Origin of the sequence: Leisingera sp. ANG59 (genome assembly GCF_013317235.1) — a bacterium.
Classification (GTDB): domain Bacteria; phylum Pseudomonadota; class Alphaproteobacteria; order Rhodobacterales; family Rhodobacteraceae; genus Leisingera.
Genome location: NZ_WLCM01000015.1, coordinates 87,696 through 103,972, shown reverse-complemented (window position 1 = coordinate 103,972; position 16,277 = coordinate 87,696). Strand labels below are relative to the sequence as shown.

16 protein-coding genes are annotated in these 16,277 nt (G+C 65.3%); 5 read left to right on the top strand and 11 right to left on the bottom strand.

All coding sequences use genetic code 11. The features are described 5' to 3' along the window. Positions 1 to 143: 143 nt before the first annotated feature. From GKC28_RS14775 to GKC28_RS14765, 3 genes are all read left to right on the top strand, one after another. On the top strand, positions 144 to 1,007 hold the full coding sequence (locus GKC28_RS14775; RefSeq protein ID WP_174147747.1) for an S-methyl-5'-thioadenosine phosphorylase: 864 nt from the start codon (positions 144 to 146) through the stop codon (positions 1,005 to 1,007). Between the two features lie 128 nt (positions 1,008 to 1,135). Further along, a complete protein-coding gene (locus GKC28_RS14770) occupies positions 1,136 to 2,146 on the top strand; it encodes a DUF418 domain-containing protein (RefSeq protein ID WP_174147734.1) in 1,011 nt (336 codons plus the stop codon). Between the two features lie 117 nt (positions 2,147 to 2,263). Further along, positions 2,264 to 2,803, top strand: a complete 540-nt coding sequence (locus GKC28_RS14765) for an adenine phosphoribosyltransferase (RefSeq protein WP_174147732.1) — start codon at positions 2,264 to 2,266, stop codon at positions 2,801 to 2,803. Positions 2,804 to 3,020: 217 nt separating this feature from the next. On the opposite strand, the gene GKC28_RS14760 is transcribed toward GKC28_RS14765, so the two are convergent. The 11 genes from GKC28_RS14760 to coxB all read right to left on the bottom strand — a co-directional run bounded on the left by GKC28_RS14760 (position 3,021) and on the right by coxB (position 13,085). Then, positions 3,021 to 4,439, bottom strand: a complete 1,419-nt coding sequence (locus GKC28_RS14760) for an FAD-binding oxidoreductase (RefSeq protein ID WP_174147730.1) — start codon at positions 4,437 to 4,439, stop codon at positions 3,021 to 3,023. A 40-nt stretch (positions 4,440 to 4,479) separates the two neighbouring features. Continuing rightward, positions 4,480 to 5,304 (bottom strand): MBL fold metallo-hydrolase, encoded by an 825-nt coding sequence (locus GKC28_RS14755; RefSeq protein WP_174147728.1) that lies wholly within the window; start codon positions 5,302 to 5,304, stop codon positions 4,480 to 4,482. A gap of 258 nt (positions 5,305 to 5,562) precedes the next feature. Further along, a complete protein-coding gene (locus GKC28_RS14750) occupies positions 5,563 to 6,153 on the bottom strand; it encodes a GNAT family N-acetyltransferase (RefSeq protein WP_174147725.1) in 591 nt (196 codons plus the stop codon). Next, a complete protein-coding gene (locus tag GKC28_RS14745; RefSeq protein WP_174147723.1) occupies positions 6,153 to 7,415 on the bottom strand; it encodes a pitrilysin family protein in 1,263 nt (420 codons plus the stop codon). The genes GKC28_RS14750 and GKC28_RS14745 overlap by 1 nt, the downstream gene beginning before the upstream one ends. Continuing rightward, on the bottom strand, positions 7,412 to 8,800 hold the full coding sequence (gene thrC, locus GKC28_RS14740; RefSeq protein WP_174147721.1) for a threonine synthase: 1,389 nt from the start codon (positions 8,798 to 8,800) through the stop codon (positions 7,412 to 7,414). The genes GKC28_RS14745 and thrC overlap by 4 nt, the downstream gene beginning before the upstream one ends. A 5-nt stretch (positions 8,801 to 8,805) precedes the next feature. Beyond that, positions 8,806 to 9,486 (bottom strand): SURF1 family protein, encoded by a 681-nt coding sequence (locus GKC28_RS14735; RefSeq protein WP_174147745.1) that lies wholly within the window; start codon positions 9,484 to 9,486, stop codon positions 8,806 to 8,808. A 114-nt stretch (positions 9,487 to 9,600) separates the two neighbouring features. Next, positions 9,601 to 10,410 carry a cytochrome c oxidase subunit 3 gene (locus GKC28_RS14730; RefSeq protein WP_174147719.1) on the bottom strand — a complete coding sequence of 270 codons (810 nt, stop codon included), beginning with the start codon at positions 10,408 to 10,410 and terminating at the stop codon, positions 9,601 to 9,603. 23 nt (positions 10,411 to 10,433) lie between these two features. Beyond that, positions 10,434 to 11,021 (bottom strand): cytochrome c oxidase assembly protein, encoded by a 588-nt coding sequence (locus GKC28_RS14725; protein WP_174147717.1) that lies wholly within the window; start codon positions 11,019 to 11,021, stop codon positions 10,434 to 10,436. After that, entirely contained in the window at positions 11,021 to 11,200 is a 180-nt protein-coding gene (locus tag GKC28_RS14720) for a cytochrome C oxidase assembly protein (protein ID WP_174147715.1), read from the bottom strand. The genes GKC28_RS14725 and GKC28_RS14720 overlap by 1 nt, the downstream gene beginning before the upstream one ends. 1 nt (position 11,201) lies before the next feature. Then, a complete protein-coding gene (cyoE, locus tag GKC28_RS14715; protein ID WP_174147713.1) occupies positions 11,202 to 12,143 on the bottom strand; it encodes a heme o synthase in 942 nt (313 codons plus the stop codon). Between the two features lie 96 nt (positions 12,144 to 12,239). Next, positions 12,240 to 13,085, bottom strand: coding sequence for a cytochrome c oxidase subunit II (gene coxB, locus GKC28_RS14710; protein WP_174147711.1), 846 nt, complete (start codon positions 13,083 to 13,085; stop codon positions 12,240 to 12,242). Between the two features lie 195 nt (positions 13,086 to 13,280). Between coxB and tldD the strand changes: the two genes are divergently transcribed. Together tldD and dprA are read left to right on the top strand one after the other, a co-directional pair. Next, the gene (gene tldD, locus GKC28_RS14705) at positions 13,281 to 14,708 is read left to right on the top strand and encodes a metalloprotease TldD (protein ID WP_174147709.1); all 1,428 of its coding nucleotides are present in this window, start codon (positions 13,281 to 13,283) and stop codon (positions 14,706 to 14,708) included. Between the two features lie 229 nt (positions 14,709 to 14,937). Further along, positions 14,938 to 16,119, top strand: a complete 1,182-nt coding sequence (dprA, locus tag GKC28_RS14700; protein ID WP_174147707.1) for a DNA-processing protein DprA — start codon at positions 14,938 to 14,940, stop codon at positions 16,117 to 16,119. Positions 16,120 to 16,277 lie beyond the last annotated feature (158 nt).

The following is a 16,277-nucleotide window of genomic DNA, read 5'->3' as shown; positions in this document are numbered from 1 at the left end:
GCACCCATCCGCTGCACATATGGTGCGCGCATGCCACCCCCTGTTTACCGCCCCGCTCTTGCCAAATCCGCCCCCGCTTGCGCATATCCAAATCAGCAGCAACAGGAGGGCAGGATGTGACCATTTCAGAACCCCGGGAAACCATGATCGCCGTGATCGGCGGCTCCGGCATTTATGAGATCGACGGGCTGGAAGGCGCCCAGTGGACCACGGTCGAAACGCCCTGGGGGGCGCCGTCGGACCAGATCCTGACCGGCACGCTGGACGGCGTCAAAATGGCCTTCCTGCCCCGCCACGGCCGCGGCCATGTGCATTCCCCCACTGAGGTCCCCTACCGCGCCAATATCGACGCGCTGAAGCGCCTGGGGGTGACGGATGTGTTCTCCGTCTCCGCCTGCGGCTCCTTCCGCGAGGAGATGGCGCCGGGCGATTTTGTTGTTGTGGATCAGTTCATTGACCGGACGTTTGCGCGCGAGAAAAGCTTCTTTGGCAGCGGCTGCGTCGCCCATGTCAGCGTCGCGCATCCGACCTGCGAACGGCTCTCAGACGCGGCAGAGACGGCCGCGCGGGAGGCCGGCGTCAAGGTGCACCGCGGCGGCACCTACCTGTGCATGGAGGGGCCGCAGTTCTCCTCCATGGCCGAGAGCAAGATGTACCGCGAGCAATGGGGCTGCGACGTCATCGGCATGACCAACATGCCCGAAGCCAAGCTCGCCCGCGAGGCGGAGCTGTGCTACGCCTCCATCGCCATGGTCACCGATTACGACAGCTGGCACCCGGAGCACGGCGCGGTGGAAATAACTGATATCATTGCCACATTGCAGGGCAATTCCGCCAACGCCCGGGAACTGGTGCGCCGCCTGCCCGGCCTCTTGGGCAAGGAGCGGCAGGACTGCCCGCACGGCTGCGACAAGGCGCTGGAATACGCCATCATGACCGCGCCCGAAAAACGCGATCCGGCGCTGCTGGCCAGGCTGGACTCCGTGGCGGGCCGGGTTCTGGGCTGACCGGCAGCCCTTGCATTCAGCAGCACACGGGGGCGGTCTTTGCGGACCGCCCCTTTTCTTTGCCGCCGGCAGTTCCTTTATCCTAGCAGGACAAGCTCTTTTCACATTCCTGATTTCACGGGGTTTTCATGCGTTTGCACGGATTGGACATTGCCCGCTTTCTGGCCTTTTGCGGCATGGTGCTGGTGAACTTCCGCATTGCCGCCCAGGTGACGCCGGGCACGGACACCGCATCGCTGCTCACCAACGCGCTGGAGGGACGAGCGGCGGCGCTGTTTGAGGTGCTGGCAGGCATTGGTCTCACGCTGGGCAGCCCGGACCGCACAACAGTCTTCCGCCGGGCGGTGTTCCTGTTTGTGATCGGGCTGTTGAACCTCACCATCTTCGAGGCCGACATCCTGCATTTCTACGCGCTTTACTTCCTGGTGGCGCTGCCTGTCCTGACCGCCTCCAGCCGGGCGCTCCTGCTGGCCGCGGCGGGCACCCTGCTGATCGGGCTGATCAGCCTTCTGGCCCTGGATTACGAGGCGCATTGGAGCTGGGAGACCCTTGAGTATGCGGACTTCTGGACCATCGAAGGCTTCCTGCGCCACTCCTTCTTCAACGGCTGGCACCCGGTGTTTCCCTGGGCCGCCTTCCTGTTCCTGGGCATGTGGGCGGGCCGCCTTCAGCTCTCCAGCCGCCGGGTTCAGGCGCATCTGGTCCTTTGGGGAGCCGCGGCCGCGGTGGTGGGGGCCGTACCCGGCATGCTCATCTCTGACCCGGAGCTGGCGGAATTGTTCGGCACCAGTGCCATCCCGCCAGGCCCCTTTTACATCCTGTCGGCCTCCGGCAGTGCGCTGGCGGTCACCGGACTGGTGCTGGCGGTCGCCCCGGCGCTCGGCAAGGCCGGGCTGGCGGAATGGCTGGCTGCGCCCGGGCGGCAGGCGCTCAGCCTTTATGCGGCGCATATCCTCTTGGGCATGGGCACGCTGGAGGCGATGGGACAGCTGGACGGCTCGCTCAGCCCGGCGCAGATCTTCGGCTACTCGCTGGGGTTCTGCGCGCTGTCCATGGTGCTGGTGTGGTTCTGGAACCTCTTTGCCGGACGCGGTCCGCTGGAGGCGCTGATGCGCTGGAGCACGAACCTGGCCCGGTGACCCGAAGTCGGCCGCCGCCTGCTTTCCCTTGCAACAGGGCCCAGGATCGTCCAAACCGCTGCTGGCCCGGCCGCCTGCCGGGCCGCAACACCGATACTGCTCAGGGGAGCCGCGCCGATGCCCAAGAAACCCGCCGTCAAGGACTACATCCGCACCATCGTCGACTTCCCGCACGAAGGGATCATGTTCCGCGATGTGACCACCCTGTTTGCCGATCCGCGCGGGTTCCGCATGGCAATCGATCAGATGCTGCACCCCTATGCCGGCGAGCAGATCGACAAGGTTGTGGGGCTTGAGGCGCGCGGCTTCATCCTGGGCGGCGCCATTGCCCACCAGCTCGGCACCGGCTTCGTGCCGATCCGCAAGAAGGGCAAGCTGCCCGGCACCACCATCAGCCAGGACTACAAGCTGGAATACGGCGAGGCGATTGTGGAGATCCACGACGATGCCATCCAGCCGGGCGAGAAGATCCTGATGGTCGATGACCTGCTGGCCACCGGCGGCACCGCGGGCGCAGGCATCAAGCTGATCGAGCGGCTGGGCGGCGAGATCGTCTCCTGCGCCTTTATCGTCGATCTGCCGGAACTGGGCGGGCGCAAGCTGCTGGAGGACATGGGCATGGACGTGCATGTGCTCTGCGAGTTCGAGGGCCTCTGAAGCTACTCTCCTGACCGTCCAGGCCGCCAGCCCGGGCACTCCCGCCGGTCAGGCGCCTTTCCAGGGAAAGCCTGTTCCCGTTGGGCATGGCCCCTTCAGGCCCCTTGGGCCGGAAGGGGCGCGCCGCGCGGATGGGCGGCGCCGGGCCCAAGGCCGCCAGGCGGTCCGGCACAGCCGGGCAGCCGCGGCTGCGGGAGCGTGCCGCGCATGACACACGTCATTCTGCGCGCAGCACTGCACCCGGGTTCATGATGCCATTGGGGTCCAGCGCCTGTTTTATCGCCCGCATCGCGGCCAGCTTGGCCGGGTCGCCATAGCGCTCCAGATCGCCAGCCTTCATCCGCCCCACCCCGTGTTCGGCACTGAAGGAGCCGCCGAAGGCGTGGACCAGATCATGCACGGCTTCCTTCACCGCCCCCCGCAGGGCCTCGTAGTCCTCCCGCTTGCGGCCCTTGGCCGGGAACACGTTATAGTGCAGGTTGCCGTCGCCCAGATGGCCAAAGCAGTTGATGCGGAAATCGCCAAGCCGGGCAACCGCCTCCCTGCCCTGTTCGATGAAGGCGGGGATGTCCGAAATCGGCACAGAAATGTCATGGCTGGACACCGATCCGATGGCCTTGTTGGCCAGCGGGATGTGCTCGCGCATGGCCCACAGCGCCTGCCGCTGGCTTTCCGACTGGGCGATCACCCCGTCGCTGGCCAGCCCCGCCGCCTCGGCGGCTTCAAACAGCTCTGCCAGCGTTTCCTCCGCCTGCAGCCCGCGCGGCAGGCCCAACTCGATCAGCACGCACCACTCCGGCGCCGCGGCAAAAGGCTGGCGCACCTGCGGCTGCGTCTCCGCCAGAAATTCCAGCCCCTGCCGGTGGATCAGCTCAAAGGCGCTGACGCCCTCGCCCGCGTGGTCCCGGGCCAGGGCCAGCAGATCAATGGCGGCCTGCGGGTTCGTCACGGTAAAAACCGCGGTGCCTTGCGACGCTGGTATGGGCGAGAGTTTCAACGCGGCAGCGGTGATCACCCCCAATGTGCCCTCAGCCCCGATCAAGAGGTTCCTGAGGTCATAGCCGGTGTTGTCCTTACGCAGCCGCGACAGTCCATGCCAGATTTCGCCCGTCGGCAGCACCGCCTCCAGCCCCAGGCAGAGGGCGCGGGCATTGCCGTAGCGCAGCACATTGACGCCGCCCGCATTGGCCGAGAGGTTGCCGCCGATCCGGGCAGAGCCTTCTGCCGCCAGTGACAGCGGGAACAGCCGCCCGGCCTCCCGCGCTGCGGCCTGCACATCGGCCAGAATGGCGCCCGCTTCAGCGATCAGCACATTTTCCCGGGCGTGCACCGCCCGGATTGCCGCCATCCGCTCCAGCGAGATCACCAGCGGCGCCGGGCCCTCGGGCATCACCTGGCCGCCCACCAGCCCGGTGCCGCCGCCATAAGGCACGACCGGCACCCGCGCAGCATTGGCTTCGCGGACCAGAATGGACACCTCCTCCACACTGCGCGGCAGCGCCAGCAGCCCCGCCTGCCCTTGATACCGGCCGCGCGGCTCTTCCAGATAGCGCGGTTCGGCGGGCCGCAGCACGCCCTCGGGCAGCAGGGTTGAAAGGCGGGCGGCAAAGGCGGGATCGGCAGGGTTCAGCGTCATGCCTTATCCATGCCGCAAGGCCCCGCGGCTGGCAAGGCGCTCACTCCTCTTCCAGCAGGTACTTGGGCCGCAGCACATGGATGGTCGGGCGCCCGGGCAGGCTGCGAAGGGAAACGGTCAGGTCGCTTGCACCCTCATCCACCACATCAAATTCCGGGCCGGTCCGGGACAGGAAACTCTGCAGCGAATAGTCGCTGAACCAGTGCATCGGAATGATCACCGAGGACCGCAGCCGCCCCAGCACCTCCAGCATCTGATCCAGCGGCAGGGTGATGCCGCCATCCACCGCCGCCATCACCACATCGAGTCGCCCCAGCGCCGCGTATTGCTCCGGCGTCGGCACATGGTGCAGGTGACCGAGATGGCCGATGCACAGGCCCGCAGCCTCGAACACAAAGATCGAATTGCCCCGTTCCTCGACTCCGCCGAACATGTTGCGGATGTCCGTGGGCACATTGCGGATCAGCATCTCGCCGAGGTCGAGGTGATGCTCGATGCCTGCCCCGAACGGCCCCCAGCCCTCCAGCACATGCGGGATTGCCGGATCAGGGTGCGCGGTCCAATGGGTCTCATGGGCGTGGTTCATGGTGACGACATCCGGGATCAGCGGCGCGGCGCCTGTGAAGCCGGTGAAATCGGTGACCACGTTCAGCCCGCCCGCGGTGCGCAGCAGGAAAGAGGCATGGGCGATATAGCGGATCTGCACGCTGTCCTCTGCCACCGGATCCTGCCAGCTGGCCTGATGCAGGTATTCCAGACCGGGCACAGCCTGTGCCAAGGCAATGCAATGGCTCTGCCGCCGCTCCTGCGCCTGAAGGGCACTGAAGCACAAGAGGAGGCACAGGAGAGAGGCAAAGGCGCGCATGTGGCAGTTCTAGGGCGCGAACAGGCATTGTCAGCCCCGTCTGCCGGATTTTCCAGACCCAGAAGCTCCCGCCCGCACCGGCGGAATTGGAAATTCCGCGTCCCGGTTGGGCGTGGCGCCCTGCTGGCGCAGGGCGCGGCACCGCCAGCAACGGAACCTGCGCCGCACCACAGGGGCGGCGCCCGGCCCAACGGGAGCGGCGCATCCGCAGATGCGCAGGCGCCTGGCGGGAGAGATTGGCTGTCTGAAATGCGCCGCCTAGGCCTGCCCTGCCAGCGTCTTGCCGCGGCGGTCGTGGCGCAGGGAGGCATAGAGCACATGGGTGCGCCAGCGGCCGTTAATCTGCAGATAGGACTGGGCAACGCCCTCGTATTTGAAGCCTGATTTCTCCAGCAGCCCGCGGGAGGCCTGGTTTTCCGGCAGGCAGGCGGCCTCGACGCGGCTGAGGTCCAGCTTGGTGAAAGCATGATGCACCACCGCGCCGATCGCCTCGCGCATGTAGCCCTGGCGGGCAAAGGGCAGCCCGGTCCAATAGCCGAGCGTGCCCGCCTGCGCCGGGCCGCGGCGGATGTTGTCCAGCGTGATCGCCCCCACCAGCAGCTGATCGTCGCGCCGGATCAGGAACAGCGGCAGCGCTGTGCCGCCCGTGACCGACCGGCGCGCCCAGTAGACCCGGTTGGTGAAACTCTTGCGGCTGAGGTGATCCGCCGCCCAGCTCGGCTCCCATGGCGTCAGGTAGGGCTGGCTCTGCAGCCGCAGCGCCGCCCAGCCGTGAAAATCCGCATGCACCGGCGGCCTGAGGGTCAGGCGCTCGGTTTCGATGCGGACCTTGCGGCGGTTGAGCAGCATCAGGCGGCGCGCCTCTCCTGCAGCCTCTCAAGCGCCGGAGCATCCGCCACCGGGCCATAGAGCGCCAGCGCAGCAGGCGCCGTAACTGCCATGGTCTCCGCCAGCTCCCGCACATCCTTGGTGGTGACCGCATTGATCCGCTCCACGGTGCGCTCCAGCGACGGCACCTTGTCCCAGATCTGCACCAGCCGCGCCAGCCGCTCCGCCCGGTTCGAGGGGCTTTCCAGCCCCATCAGCATCCCGGCCTTCATCTGCGCGCGGGCGCGCTCCACCTCGGCATCGCTCATGTCGTCCGCGGCACGCTTCATCTCGTCGATGGTGATGCCTGCAAGCTCTTCCAGCTGCTCACCCGAGGTGCCCGCGTAGACAGTCATCGAGCCGGTATCGGCATAGGACCCGGCCTGCGAGAAGATCGTGTAGCACAGGCCGCGCTTTTCGCGCACCTCCTGGAACAGCCGCGAGGACATGCCGCCGCCGAGCGCGCTGGCATAAATCTGCGCGGTGTACATCGACTGGTCGCGGTAGCCGGGCCCCTCAAAGGCCAGCGCGAAATGCGCCTGCTCCAGATCCTTCACCTGCCGCGCCTCGCCGCCGGTGAACTGCGCGCCCTCGGCGGTGAAATCGGGCTTGGCCTCCATATGGCCGAACAGCTGTTCCGCCAGCTTGACCAGCGCCTCGTGATCAACGCCGCCCGCCGCTGCCAGGATCATCTGACCTGGGCCGTAGTGTTCGCCGACAAAGCCCTGCAAATCCTCGCGTGAGAACGCACGGACACGTTCCGCAGGGCCCAGAATGGTCCGGCCAAGCGGCTGGCCGCGGTAGCTTTCCTCCTGCAGCCAGTCAAAGATCACATCGTCCGGCGTGTCCAGAGACTGGCCGATCTCCTGCAGGATCACCCCGCGCTCAACCTCGATCTCGCGCTGGTCGAACACCGGGTTCAGCAGGATATCCCCGATCACATCCACCGCCAGCGGCACGTCATCCTTCAGCACCCGGGCATAGTAGGCCGTTACCTCACGCGAGGTGTAGGCGTTGATATAACCGCCTACATCCTCGATTTCTTCGGCAATCTGCAGGGCCGTGCGCCGCTTGGTGCCCTTAAAGGCCATATGCTCAAGGAAATGGGCAATGCCGTTCTGCTCCAGCCGCTCGTGGCGGCCGCCGGCGCTCACCCAGATCCCGACCGCCGCGGATTCCAGACCCGGCATATGCTCGGAGACGATGCGGAACCCGTTGGCGAGTGTGTGCTGCTGAACTGTCAATTCGCGATGTTCTTTCTGATGTGATCCTCGAGGGCAGCCAGATCGTTGGCGATCCGGGTGACCCGTTCCGGCCTCTCATACAGGTCCGCCATGCGCGGCGGCAAGGGCGGATGAATGCCGCTTGCGTCTTCCACCGCGGCAGGGAATTTCGCCGGATGCGCGGTGGCCAGCGTGATCATCGGCACATCACCCTTGCGGTGCTCGTTCGCCACTTTCACAGCAACCGCGCCGTGCGGGCAGATCAGCTCGCCCGACGAGGCCAGCTCGGACTTGATGGTCGCCAGGGTCTCTTCCTCCGAGGTGCGGCCAGAGGTATAATTCTCCGCCAGCGCCTGCATGGCCCCCTGGGAGACGTCAAAGCCGCCGTTCTTCAGTTCATCCATCAACAGCGCCACTGCCTTACTGTCCTGGCCGTAGGCGTAGAACAGCGCGCGCTCAAAGTTCGACGACACCTGAATGTCCATCGACGGCGAGATCGAGGGCTGGGTGTCGCCCTTGTAATAGCCCTGCCCCGACAGGCAGCGGTGCAGGATGTCGTTCTGGTTGGTGGCGACCACCAGCTGGTCGATCGGCAGGCCCATCTGCTTGGCAATGAAGCCCGCGAAGATGTCGCCGAAGTTGCCGGTGGGCACAGTGAAGCTCACCTTGCGCTGCGGCGCGCCGAGGCTGACGGCCGAGGAGAAGTAATAGACCACCTGCGCCAGGACGCGGGCGATATTGATCGAGTTCACGCCGGCCAGTTTCACCCCGTCCCGGAAATCGAAGTCGTTGAACATGTCTTTGACGCGGGCCTGGCAATCGTCGAAGTCGCCATCGACGGCCAGCGCATGGACGTTGGCGTCCTGCGGGGTGGTCATCTGGCGGCGCTGCACTTCGGACACCCGGCCATGCGGGAAAAGAATGAAGACATCCACATTGTTCAGCCCGCGGAAGGCTTCCATGGCGGCAGAGCCGGTATCGCCGGAGGTGGCGCCCGCAATGGTCACCCGGTCGCCGCGGCGCTCCAGTGCCGCCTGGAACAGCTGGCCGATCAGCTGCATGGCGAAGTCCTTGAACGCCAGCGTGGGCCCGTGGAACAGTTCCAGCAGGAAATGGTTGGGCGCCAGCTGCTTCAGCGGCGCGCGGGCGGCGTGGCCGAAACCTTCATAGGCGCGGGCGATGATGCCGCGGAATTCCTCATCGGTGAAGCAGTCGCCAAGGAAGGGACGCATGACGCGGAAGGCGGTTTCCTCATAGGACAGCCCTGCCAGCGCCGCGATGTCGTCCTGGGACATCTGCGGGATTTCCGCCGGCACATACAGGCCGCCGTCACGCGCGAGACCGGTCAGCATCGCGTCTTCAAAGGTCAGCTCGGGCGCTTGGCCCCGGGTCGAGATATATTTCATCGCCTTCAGCTCTTCGGGTTGGGGCGGCTGCGCCGCAGGAAGTAGAGGGTCATCGCCGCCCAGATCAGGGCCAGCGAAAACCAGGTGATCGCATATTGCAAGTGGTTGTTCGGGACAGAGGCCGAGTCTACCGGTACCGGCAGCAGATCGGCCTCCCCTTCGGGGCGCGCGCGCAGGACAATCAGCACCGGCTCGGTACCCAGCTCTGCCGCCATCTGCTCGGTGTCGCGGGCATACCAGATGTTGCCAGCCAGATCCGGCGCGGGCGTGTAGCTGTCGGTCTCCTGCGGCCAGTGGATGTTGCCTTCGATCTCCGCGGGGCCGGTCAGGCGCAGGGCCTGCTTTTCGTTCACCGGGATAAATCCGCGGTCGATCAGCACCTGGCGGCCGTCTTCCAGCGTGAAGGGGGAGATCACCCGGTAGCCAGGGCCGATGTCCTTGATCGAGGTGAGGACGTGCAGCTCCTCTGCACCGATGTCTCCGGTCAGGCGCACCGGGCGGTATTTGTCAGCCTCCGGCTCCAGCGCTTGCGGCAACTGCGCGGCAGCCTCGCCCGCGATACGCTGTTCGATGGTGGCGAGGATGCCTTCCTTCCAGGCCTTGCGCTGCAGCTGCCAGCTGCCAAGGCCGATCAGCACGGCCAGGCCGGCACCGCTGATGATCAACAGGAAGATGACACGCCGCATCATCGCTGCTCCGCTTCAAAGTTCAGGGCGCGCAAGGTGTCCCTTGCGCGCCCCGTGTGTGACTTCATGCCCGCCGATAATCAACCGCAAACATGTAACCCGTACAAACCGCCGTTACAGGCCGGAGGTGCCCCAGATGTAGACGGCAACGAACAGGAACAGCCAGACGACGTCCACGAAGTGCCAGTACCAGGCAGCGGCCTCGAAACCGACGTGCTGCTCCGGGGTGAAGTCGCCCTTCATCGCGCGGACCAGGCAAACGGTCAGGAAGATGGTGCCGATGATCACGTGGAAGCCGTGGAAGCCGGTTGCCATGAAGAAGTTCGAGTAGAACTCATCACCGCCGAACTGCCAGCCTTCGTGCAGCAGGTGGGCGTACTCATAGCCCTGCAGCGCGGTGAAGGCGACACCGAAGGCGATGCCGATGGCCAGGCCCTGGATCAGCGCCTTGCGGTCGTTGTTGTGCACCAGCGCGTGGTGCGCCCAGGTCACGGCGCAGCCGGACAGCAGCAGGATCAGGGTGTTGATCAGCGGCAGGTGGAAGGGATCAACCGGATAGATCGCCGGCGCCACATATTCGGTGCCGACATAGGTCTCCATCGGGTAGATGGCGTGTTTGAAGAACGACCAGAACCAGGCGAAGAAGAACATCACCTCGGACATGACGAACAGGATGAAGCCATAGCGCAGGCCGATGCGGACGACCGGCGTGTGATCGCCGACCTTGCTTTCGGCAACAACTTCCGCCCACCAGGCATAGGCCGAGTAGAGCACCGCGACAAAGCCGATCCAGAACGGCCATGCGGTGATGCCCTTCATCCAGAACACCGCGCCAACCAGCATGACGAAGGTGCCCAGAGCGGAGGCCAGCGGCCAGATCGACGGCGGCAGAATGTGATAATCGTGGTTTTTAGCGTGCGCCATTTAAGTGTCCCTCACCTAGCGGCCTAGTTCGTGGTTGTGCCTGCCCCGGTGTTATCCCCGGTGTCGAGAGCGGCAACGCCCTCGGGCAGATCGATTTCATGGAACGTGTACGACAGCGTGATCGTATGCACGTATTTTGCGTCCCGGTCGTCAATGATTTCCGGGTCGACATAGAAGGTCACGGGCATCTGCACCCGCTCCCCGGGCTGAAGCACCTGCTCGGTAAAGCAGAAGCAGTCGATTTTCGAAAAGAACCCGCCGGCCTCGTAGGGCGCCACATTGTAGGACGCCTGCCCGGCCACCGGGCGGTCGGTCGGGTTGTAGGCCTCATAGAAGGCCAGGCCGGTTTCGCCGAGACGGATCTCCATCTCGCGCTGCACCGGCTTGAACTCCCACGGCATGCCGCGCTCCTTGGAGCCGTCAAAGCGGACCCTGATGGTCTGCTCCAGCACCGTGTCAGATCCCGTGCTGGCCACGCCGGTGACGCCGCCGAACCCGGTGACGCGGCAGAACCAGTCATAGAACGGGACCGAGGCCCAGGACAGCCCGCCCATCAGGACGACAACACCGACCAGCTGGACAACAGTCTTCTTGGGGCCCTGCAGCGCCATCAGTTCTGCTCCCCCTGTTCACCAGAAGACTGTGCATCGGGGAACTTGAAGCTGCCGGAGGTCACCTTGACCATGGTCAGCGCCATGATCAGCACCACAAAGGCGGCCAGCAGCAGGCCGACGCCCTTGTTCAGGCCGGACCGGCGCTTGTGAATCTCATGTTCCTTGCGCAGGGCCATCTTACCAGCCTCCCAGCCCGTAGGGCTTCAGCAGGGCTTCGGCCAGAATGGCGCCGAAATGCAGGAAGAGGTACAGGAGCGACAGTTTGAAGAAGCTGCGCTCCACCTTGAAGTTGTCGGCCTCGGAATCGTCCTCGTCGCGGCGGGTGATCTTCCAGGCGCCATGCAGGAACAGCGCGTTCATCACCAGCGCCGCGGCCAGGTAGACCGGGCCGCCGATGCCGGAGAACGCGGTGCCGACAGCCAGCAGCGCCAGCAGCACGGTATAGGCCAGAATATGGATGCGGGTGGACCGGCGGCCGTGGGTCACGGTCAGCATCGGCACGCCGGCGTCGTCGTAGTCGGAGCGCATGAACAGCGCCAGCGCCCAGAAATGCGGCGGCGTCCACATGAAGGTCAGCAGGAACATCAGCCAGGGCTCAACCGACATGGTGCCGGTGGCGGCGATCCAGCCGATCACCGGCGGGAAGGCCCCGGCGGCACCGCCGATCACGATGTTCTGCGGCGTCGCCCGCTTCAGCCACATGGTGTAGACCACCACGTAGAAGAAGATGGTGAAGGCCAGGAACGCGCCGGCAAAGACATTGGCCGCCAGCGCCAGCATGATCACCGACAGGCCCGACAGCGCCAGGCCCAGCGCCAGCGCCTCGCCCGGCTCAACCCTGCCGGCCGGGATCGGGCGCGACTTGGTGCGCTTCATCACCTTGTCGATATCCGCGTCCCACCACATGTTCAGCGCACCGGAGGCACCGCCGCCGATGGCAATGAACAGGATGGCGCAGAAGCCAACAACGGGATGCACGGAAACCGGTGCAGCCAGCAGCCCCACCAGAGCGGTGAACACCACCAGCGACATGACACGGGGCTTCAGCAGGGCGAAGTAATCGCCAAAGCTGGCCTCGTCCTCATATGCCCGGCTTGCGTTGATGCTTGCGTCGCTCATCTTGGGTCCTTTGGCGGCAACAGGTGCGCATGGCTGCGCACCCCGGTCTTGTTTCTGATCCATACGGAGCTCCCTCAAGCTCCATATAGCCAGTTATCAGTTGGAGGCGACCTGGTAGGCCTGCGGGATGCCCGCGTATTCTTCCTTGGCGCCTTCCAGCCAGGCGTCATACTGCTCCTGGGTCACGACCTTGACGGTGATCGGCATATAGGCGTGGTCCTTGCCGCACAGCTCGGAGCACTGGCCGAAATAGATGCCTTCCTTGCCCTCGTCGACCTTGAACCACAGCTGTGCCAGACGGCCGGGAACCGCGTCCTGCTTCACCCCGAAGGCCGGGATGGTCCAGGAATGGATCACGTCAGCGCCGGTCACGTTCATCACGATGGTCTTGCCCGACGGCACCACAACGGCGGTGTCGGTGGCCAGCAGCCATTCATCCTCGGCATAGCCGTTTGCGGCCAGCTGGTCCTTCGGCAGCATGAAGCTTTCAAAGCCGAACTCGTGATCGGTGTACTCATAGCCCCAGTACCACTGGTAGCCGGTCACCTTGATGTTGATGTCGCCCTCGGGGATTTCCTGCTGGGCAAACAGCTGCGGCAGCGAGAAGGAGCCGATGAACACCAGAACCAGGATCGGAATCACGGTCCAGGCGATCTCGATCGGGGTATGGTGGGTGAACTTGGCCGGGGTCGGGTTGGCGCGTTTGTTGAAGCGCAGGATCGCCCACAGCAGCAGGCCCGCGACGAACACGCAGATCACGGTGATGATAACCAGGATCATCCAGTCCAGCTTGTGGATCCCTTCCATCAGCGAAGTTGCCGCCGGCTGGAAGCCCAGACCGCCGTTCACCGGCTTACCAATGGTTTCCAGGCCTTCTTGCGCCATTGCTGGAAGGCTCGAAAGGCCGGCGAAAAGGCCCGAAAGCATCAAAGCGTTTTTCATGTTCTGTCCTGATCGGTTGATCGTATTGTTCCTGCGGCAGCACGAAATGCAGAGGAATCAATGATTCCTCAAAACGCACCTGCCCCGTTGTCTTTGACGCAGCTTAAAACCATATTCGGGCGTGCAGATAAAGAGGCAGCCAAGCGTCAAACCGTCGCTTTCTTGATTTAGATCAAAAAATCTGAGGACCGTGCCATGGAAAACCCATCCTTCCGACCCTTCGAAACCGCGCTTCCGGAGGATGAGGCGCTGGCCGTCCTGCGCGATGCCCTGAACGGTGCGGAGGATGGAGAGATCTTTGCCGAGCGCCGCAAGTCTGAGGCGCTGTCCTTTGACGACGGGCGCCTGCGCAGCGCCAGCTACGATGCCTCCGAAGGCTTTGGTTTGCGGGCCGTGAACGGCGATGTGGCGGGATATGCGCATTCTACCGATGTCTCCATCGCCTCGCTGCGGCGGGCGGCGGAAACCGCCAAGCTGGCGGTTGGCGGCGGCGGCGGCGGCGGCACCTATGCCGGCGCACCGCAGGCCACCAACAAGAAGCTCTACACCGACGCCGACCCGATCAGCTCCATGCCGTTCCCGGTCAAGGTGGAGACGCTGCGCGAGATCGACGACTATGCCCGCAATCTCGATAAACGCGTGGTGCAGGTCTCCGCCTCGCTCGCCGCCTCGCTGCAGGAGGTCGAGATCCTGCGCGCCGACGGGGTGCGGGTGCGCGACACCCGCCCGATGGCCCGCCTGAACGTCTCGGTGATCGTCGAAAAGGACGGCCGCCGGGAAAGCGGCTCCGCCGGCGGCGGCGGGCGGCTGGGCCTCGACGGGCTGGTCGATCCCAAGCACTGGCAGGCCCAGGTGCAGGAGGCGCTGCGCATCGCCTTGGTCAACCTCGACGCGGTCCCGGCCCCCGCCGGCGAGATGGATGTGGTGCTTGGCCCCGGCTGGCCCGGCATCCTGCTGCACGAGGCGATCGGCCACGGGCTGGAGGGCGACTTCAACCGCAAGGGATCTTCGGCCTTTGCCGGGCTGATGGGCCAGCAGATCGCCGCCAGGGGAGTCACGGTGCTGGACGACGGCACCATCCCGGACCGGCGCGGCTCGATCACCGTGGATGACGAGGGCACCCCCAGCCAGAAGACCACGCTGATTGAGGACGGCGTGCTGGTCGGCTTCATGCAGGACCGCCAGAACGCGCGGCTGATGGGGGTCTCCCCCACCGGCAACGGGCGGCGGCAAAGCTATGCCCACGCACCGATGCCGCGGATGACCAACACCTATATGCTGGGCGGCGAGGCCGATCCCGGCGATCTGGTGGCGGGCATCAAGGACGGCATCTGGGCGGTCGGCTTCGGCGGCGGCCAGGTCGATATCACCAACGGCAAGTTCGTGTTCTCCTGCACCGAGGCCTACCGGGTGAAGGACGGCAAGGTCGGCGCGCCGGTCAAGGGCGCCACCCTGATCGGCGACGGCGCCACCGCGCTCAAGCAGATCCGGGGCCTCGGCAATGACATGGCGCTGGACCCCGGCATGGGCAACTGCGGCAAGGCCGGGCAATGGGTTCCGGTCGGCGTCGGCCAGCCCTCGGTGCTGATGGGCGGGCTGACAGTTGGCGGATCTGCTGCGTAAAATCCCTGCAAAACCATAGACTTGCCGCAAATTTCCGGGGCCGGCTGCACTTGCAGCCGGCCGGGATTGAGGGGATCCCGACCGAGCAACCCCAGGTTGATCTTGAATCTTCCAATTATTCCGGCAACTTAGGAAAATTTTCAAGGCATTGGCAAAAAGTTTCGAGCCGTTCACCACCTGTTAACCCCCTCAAGGTTAATTCTTGTCCTGCAAACAGGCGGAGCTGCGGATGACCGAAGAAGCACTTTCTTCCACTCACCCCCCACTCCCACCCACCACGGAAGATAACCGGTATTCATGGCTTCGCCTTTTGCGCTCCAAACGGGTTGGCCCGGTAACCTTTCACCGGCTGCTCGCAGAATATGGTTCAGCGCAGAACGCGCTGGATGCGCTGCCCGAAGTGGCACGTTCCGCAGGCATCAAAGGTTATGAAACATGCCCGGCCAAGGCGGTGGACAACGAACTCAAGACCGCAAAAGCCGCCAAAGCGCGGCTTTTGTGCTTTTCGGATCCTGAATATCCTGACTTGCTGAAGGGCCTGAAAGACGCCCCGCCCCTGCTCTGGGCCATCGGCGATCTTAAGGTGCTGGACCGCCCGATGATCTCCATCGTGGGCGCCCGCAATGCCTCTTCGCTGGGGGTGCGGATGGCCCGCTCGCTGGCCCACTCCCTCGGGGAAGCCGGATACATAGTGGTGTCCGGCATGGCCCGCGGCATCGACACCGCGGCGCATCAGGCGGCTTTGGAAACCGGCACCATCGCGGTGCTGGCGGGCGGGGCAGACGTGATCTACCCGGCGGAAAACGCGCACCTGGCCGCTCAGATCAGCGAAACCGGGCTGCGGCTGTCGGAACAGCCGATGGACCTTACGCCGCAGGCCCGCGATTTCCCCAAGCGCAACCGGATCATCGCCGCCCTGTCGCGGGCGCTGGTGGTGGTGGAGGCCGCCGCCAAATCCGGCAGCCTGATCACCGCCCGGGACGCGCTGGACTATGGCCGCGAGGTGCTCGCGGTGCCCGGCCACCCGTTTGATGCGCGCAGCTCCGGCTGCAACCGGCTGATCCGGGACGGCGCCGCGCTGGTCCGCGACGCGAACGACGTGCTGGAGGCCCTGCCGCCGCAGGGGATGCCTGCCGCGCCGGCCTCCGCTCCGCAGGACATCCACCAGGCGCTGGCCGCCCTGCCGCCGCAGCCGCAGGGGCGGCGCAGCCTGGCAGAGACCCACGCCCTGCATCAGCAGATTCTCGGCAGCCTCGGCCCCTCCCCCACGTCCGAGACGCAGCTGATCCGCGACCTGTCCCTGCCGCCGCAGGACCTTGCGCCGGCCTTGACGGACCTGGAGCTGGAGGGCGCGATCCGCCGCGAGCCGGGCGGCCTGCTGTCCCGGGCCTACCCTGAAGACAAGGATTGACCTCTCCTGCCTGAAACCGGAAACGCCAGTGACGCGGGCGCTGCGGATGGCTCCGCAACAGGTCCGCAAAGGCAGGAATTGCGCCGCGTCCATTGAGCCCGGATTGACATTCTCCCCTTGCGCCCCACATCCTGCCCCGCCATAGAACCCGGCAAAGC

What these genes read in the sequence shown, in the direction of transcription:
- GKC28_RS14760 (WP_174147730.1), bottom strand. Translation starts at nt 4,439, where the DNA reads ATGACGCTGAACCCTGCCGATCCCGCCTTTGCCGCCCGCCTTTCAACC.
- GKC28_RS14735 (WP_174147745.1), bottom strand. Translation starts at nt 9,486, where the DNA reads ATGCGGCGTGTCATCTTCCTGTTGATCATCAGCGGTGCCGGCCTGGCC.
- thrC (WP_174147721.1), bottom strand. Translation starts at nt 8,800, where the DNA reads ATGAAATATATCTCGACCCGGGGCCAAGCGCCCGAGCTGACCTTTGAA.
- GKC28_RS14725 (WP_174147717.1), bottom strand. Translation starts at nt 11,021, where the DNA reads ATGGCGCTGCAGGGCCCCAAGAAGACTGTTGTCCAGCTGGTCGGTGTT.
- GKC28_RS14730 (WP_174147719.1), bottom strand. Translation starts at nt 10,410, where the DNA reads ATGGCGCACGCTAAAAACCACGATTATCACATTCTGCCGCCGTCGATC.
- coxB (WP_174147711.1), bottom strand. Translation starts at nt 13,085, where the DNA reads ATGAAAAACGCTTTGATGCTTTCGGGCCTTTTCGCCGGCCTTTCGAGC.
- cyoE (WP_174147713.1), bottom strand. Translation starts at nt 12,143, where the DNA reads ATGAGCGACGCAAGCATCAACGCAAGCCGGGCATATGAGGACGAGGCC.
- GKC28_RS14770 (WP_174147734.1), top strand. Translation starts at nt 1,136, where the DNA reads ATGCGTTTGCACGGATTGGACATTGCCCGCTTTCTGGCCTTTTGCGGC.
- GKC28_RS14775 (WP_174147747.1), top strand. Translation starts at nt 144, where the DNA reads ATGATCGCCGTGATCGGCGGCTCCGGCATTTATGAGATCGACGGGCTG.
- GKC28_RS14720 (WP_174147715.1), bottom strand. Translation starts at nt 11,200, where the DNA reads ATGGCCCTGCGCAAGGAACATGAGATTCACAAGCGCCGGTCCGGCCTG.
- GKC28_RS14755 (WP_174147728.1), bottom strand. Translation starts at nt 5,304, where the DNA reads ATGCGCGCCTTTGCCTCTCTCCTGTGCCTCCTCTTGTGCTTCAGTGCC.
- GKC28_RS14750 (WP_174147725.1), bottom strand. Translation starts at nt 6,153, where the DNA reads ATGCTGCTCAACCGCCGCAAGGTCCGCATCGAAACCGAGCGCCTGACC.
- dprA (WP_174147707.1), top strand. Translation starts at nt 14,938, where the DNA reads ATGACCGAAGAAGCACTTTCTTCCACTCACCCCCCACTCCCACCCACC.
- tldD (WP_174147709.1), top strand. Translation starts at nt 13,281, where the DNA reads ATGGAAAACCCATCCTTCCGACCCTTCGAAACCGCGCTTCCGGAGGAT.
- GKC28_RS14765 (WP_174147732.1), top strand. Translation starts at nt 2,264, where the DNA reads ATGCCCAAGAAACCCGCCGTCAAGGACTACATCCGCACCATCGTCGAC.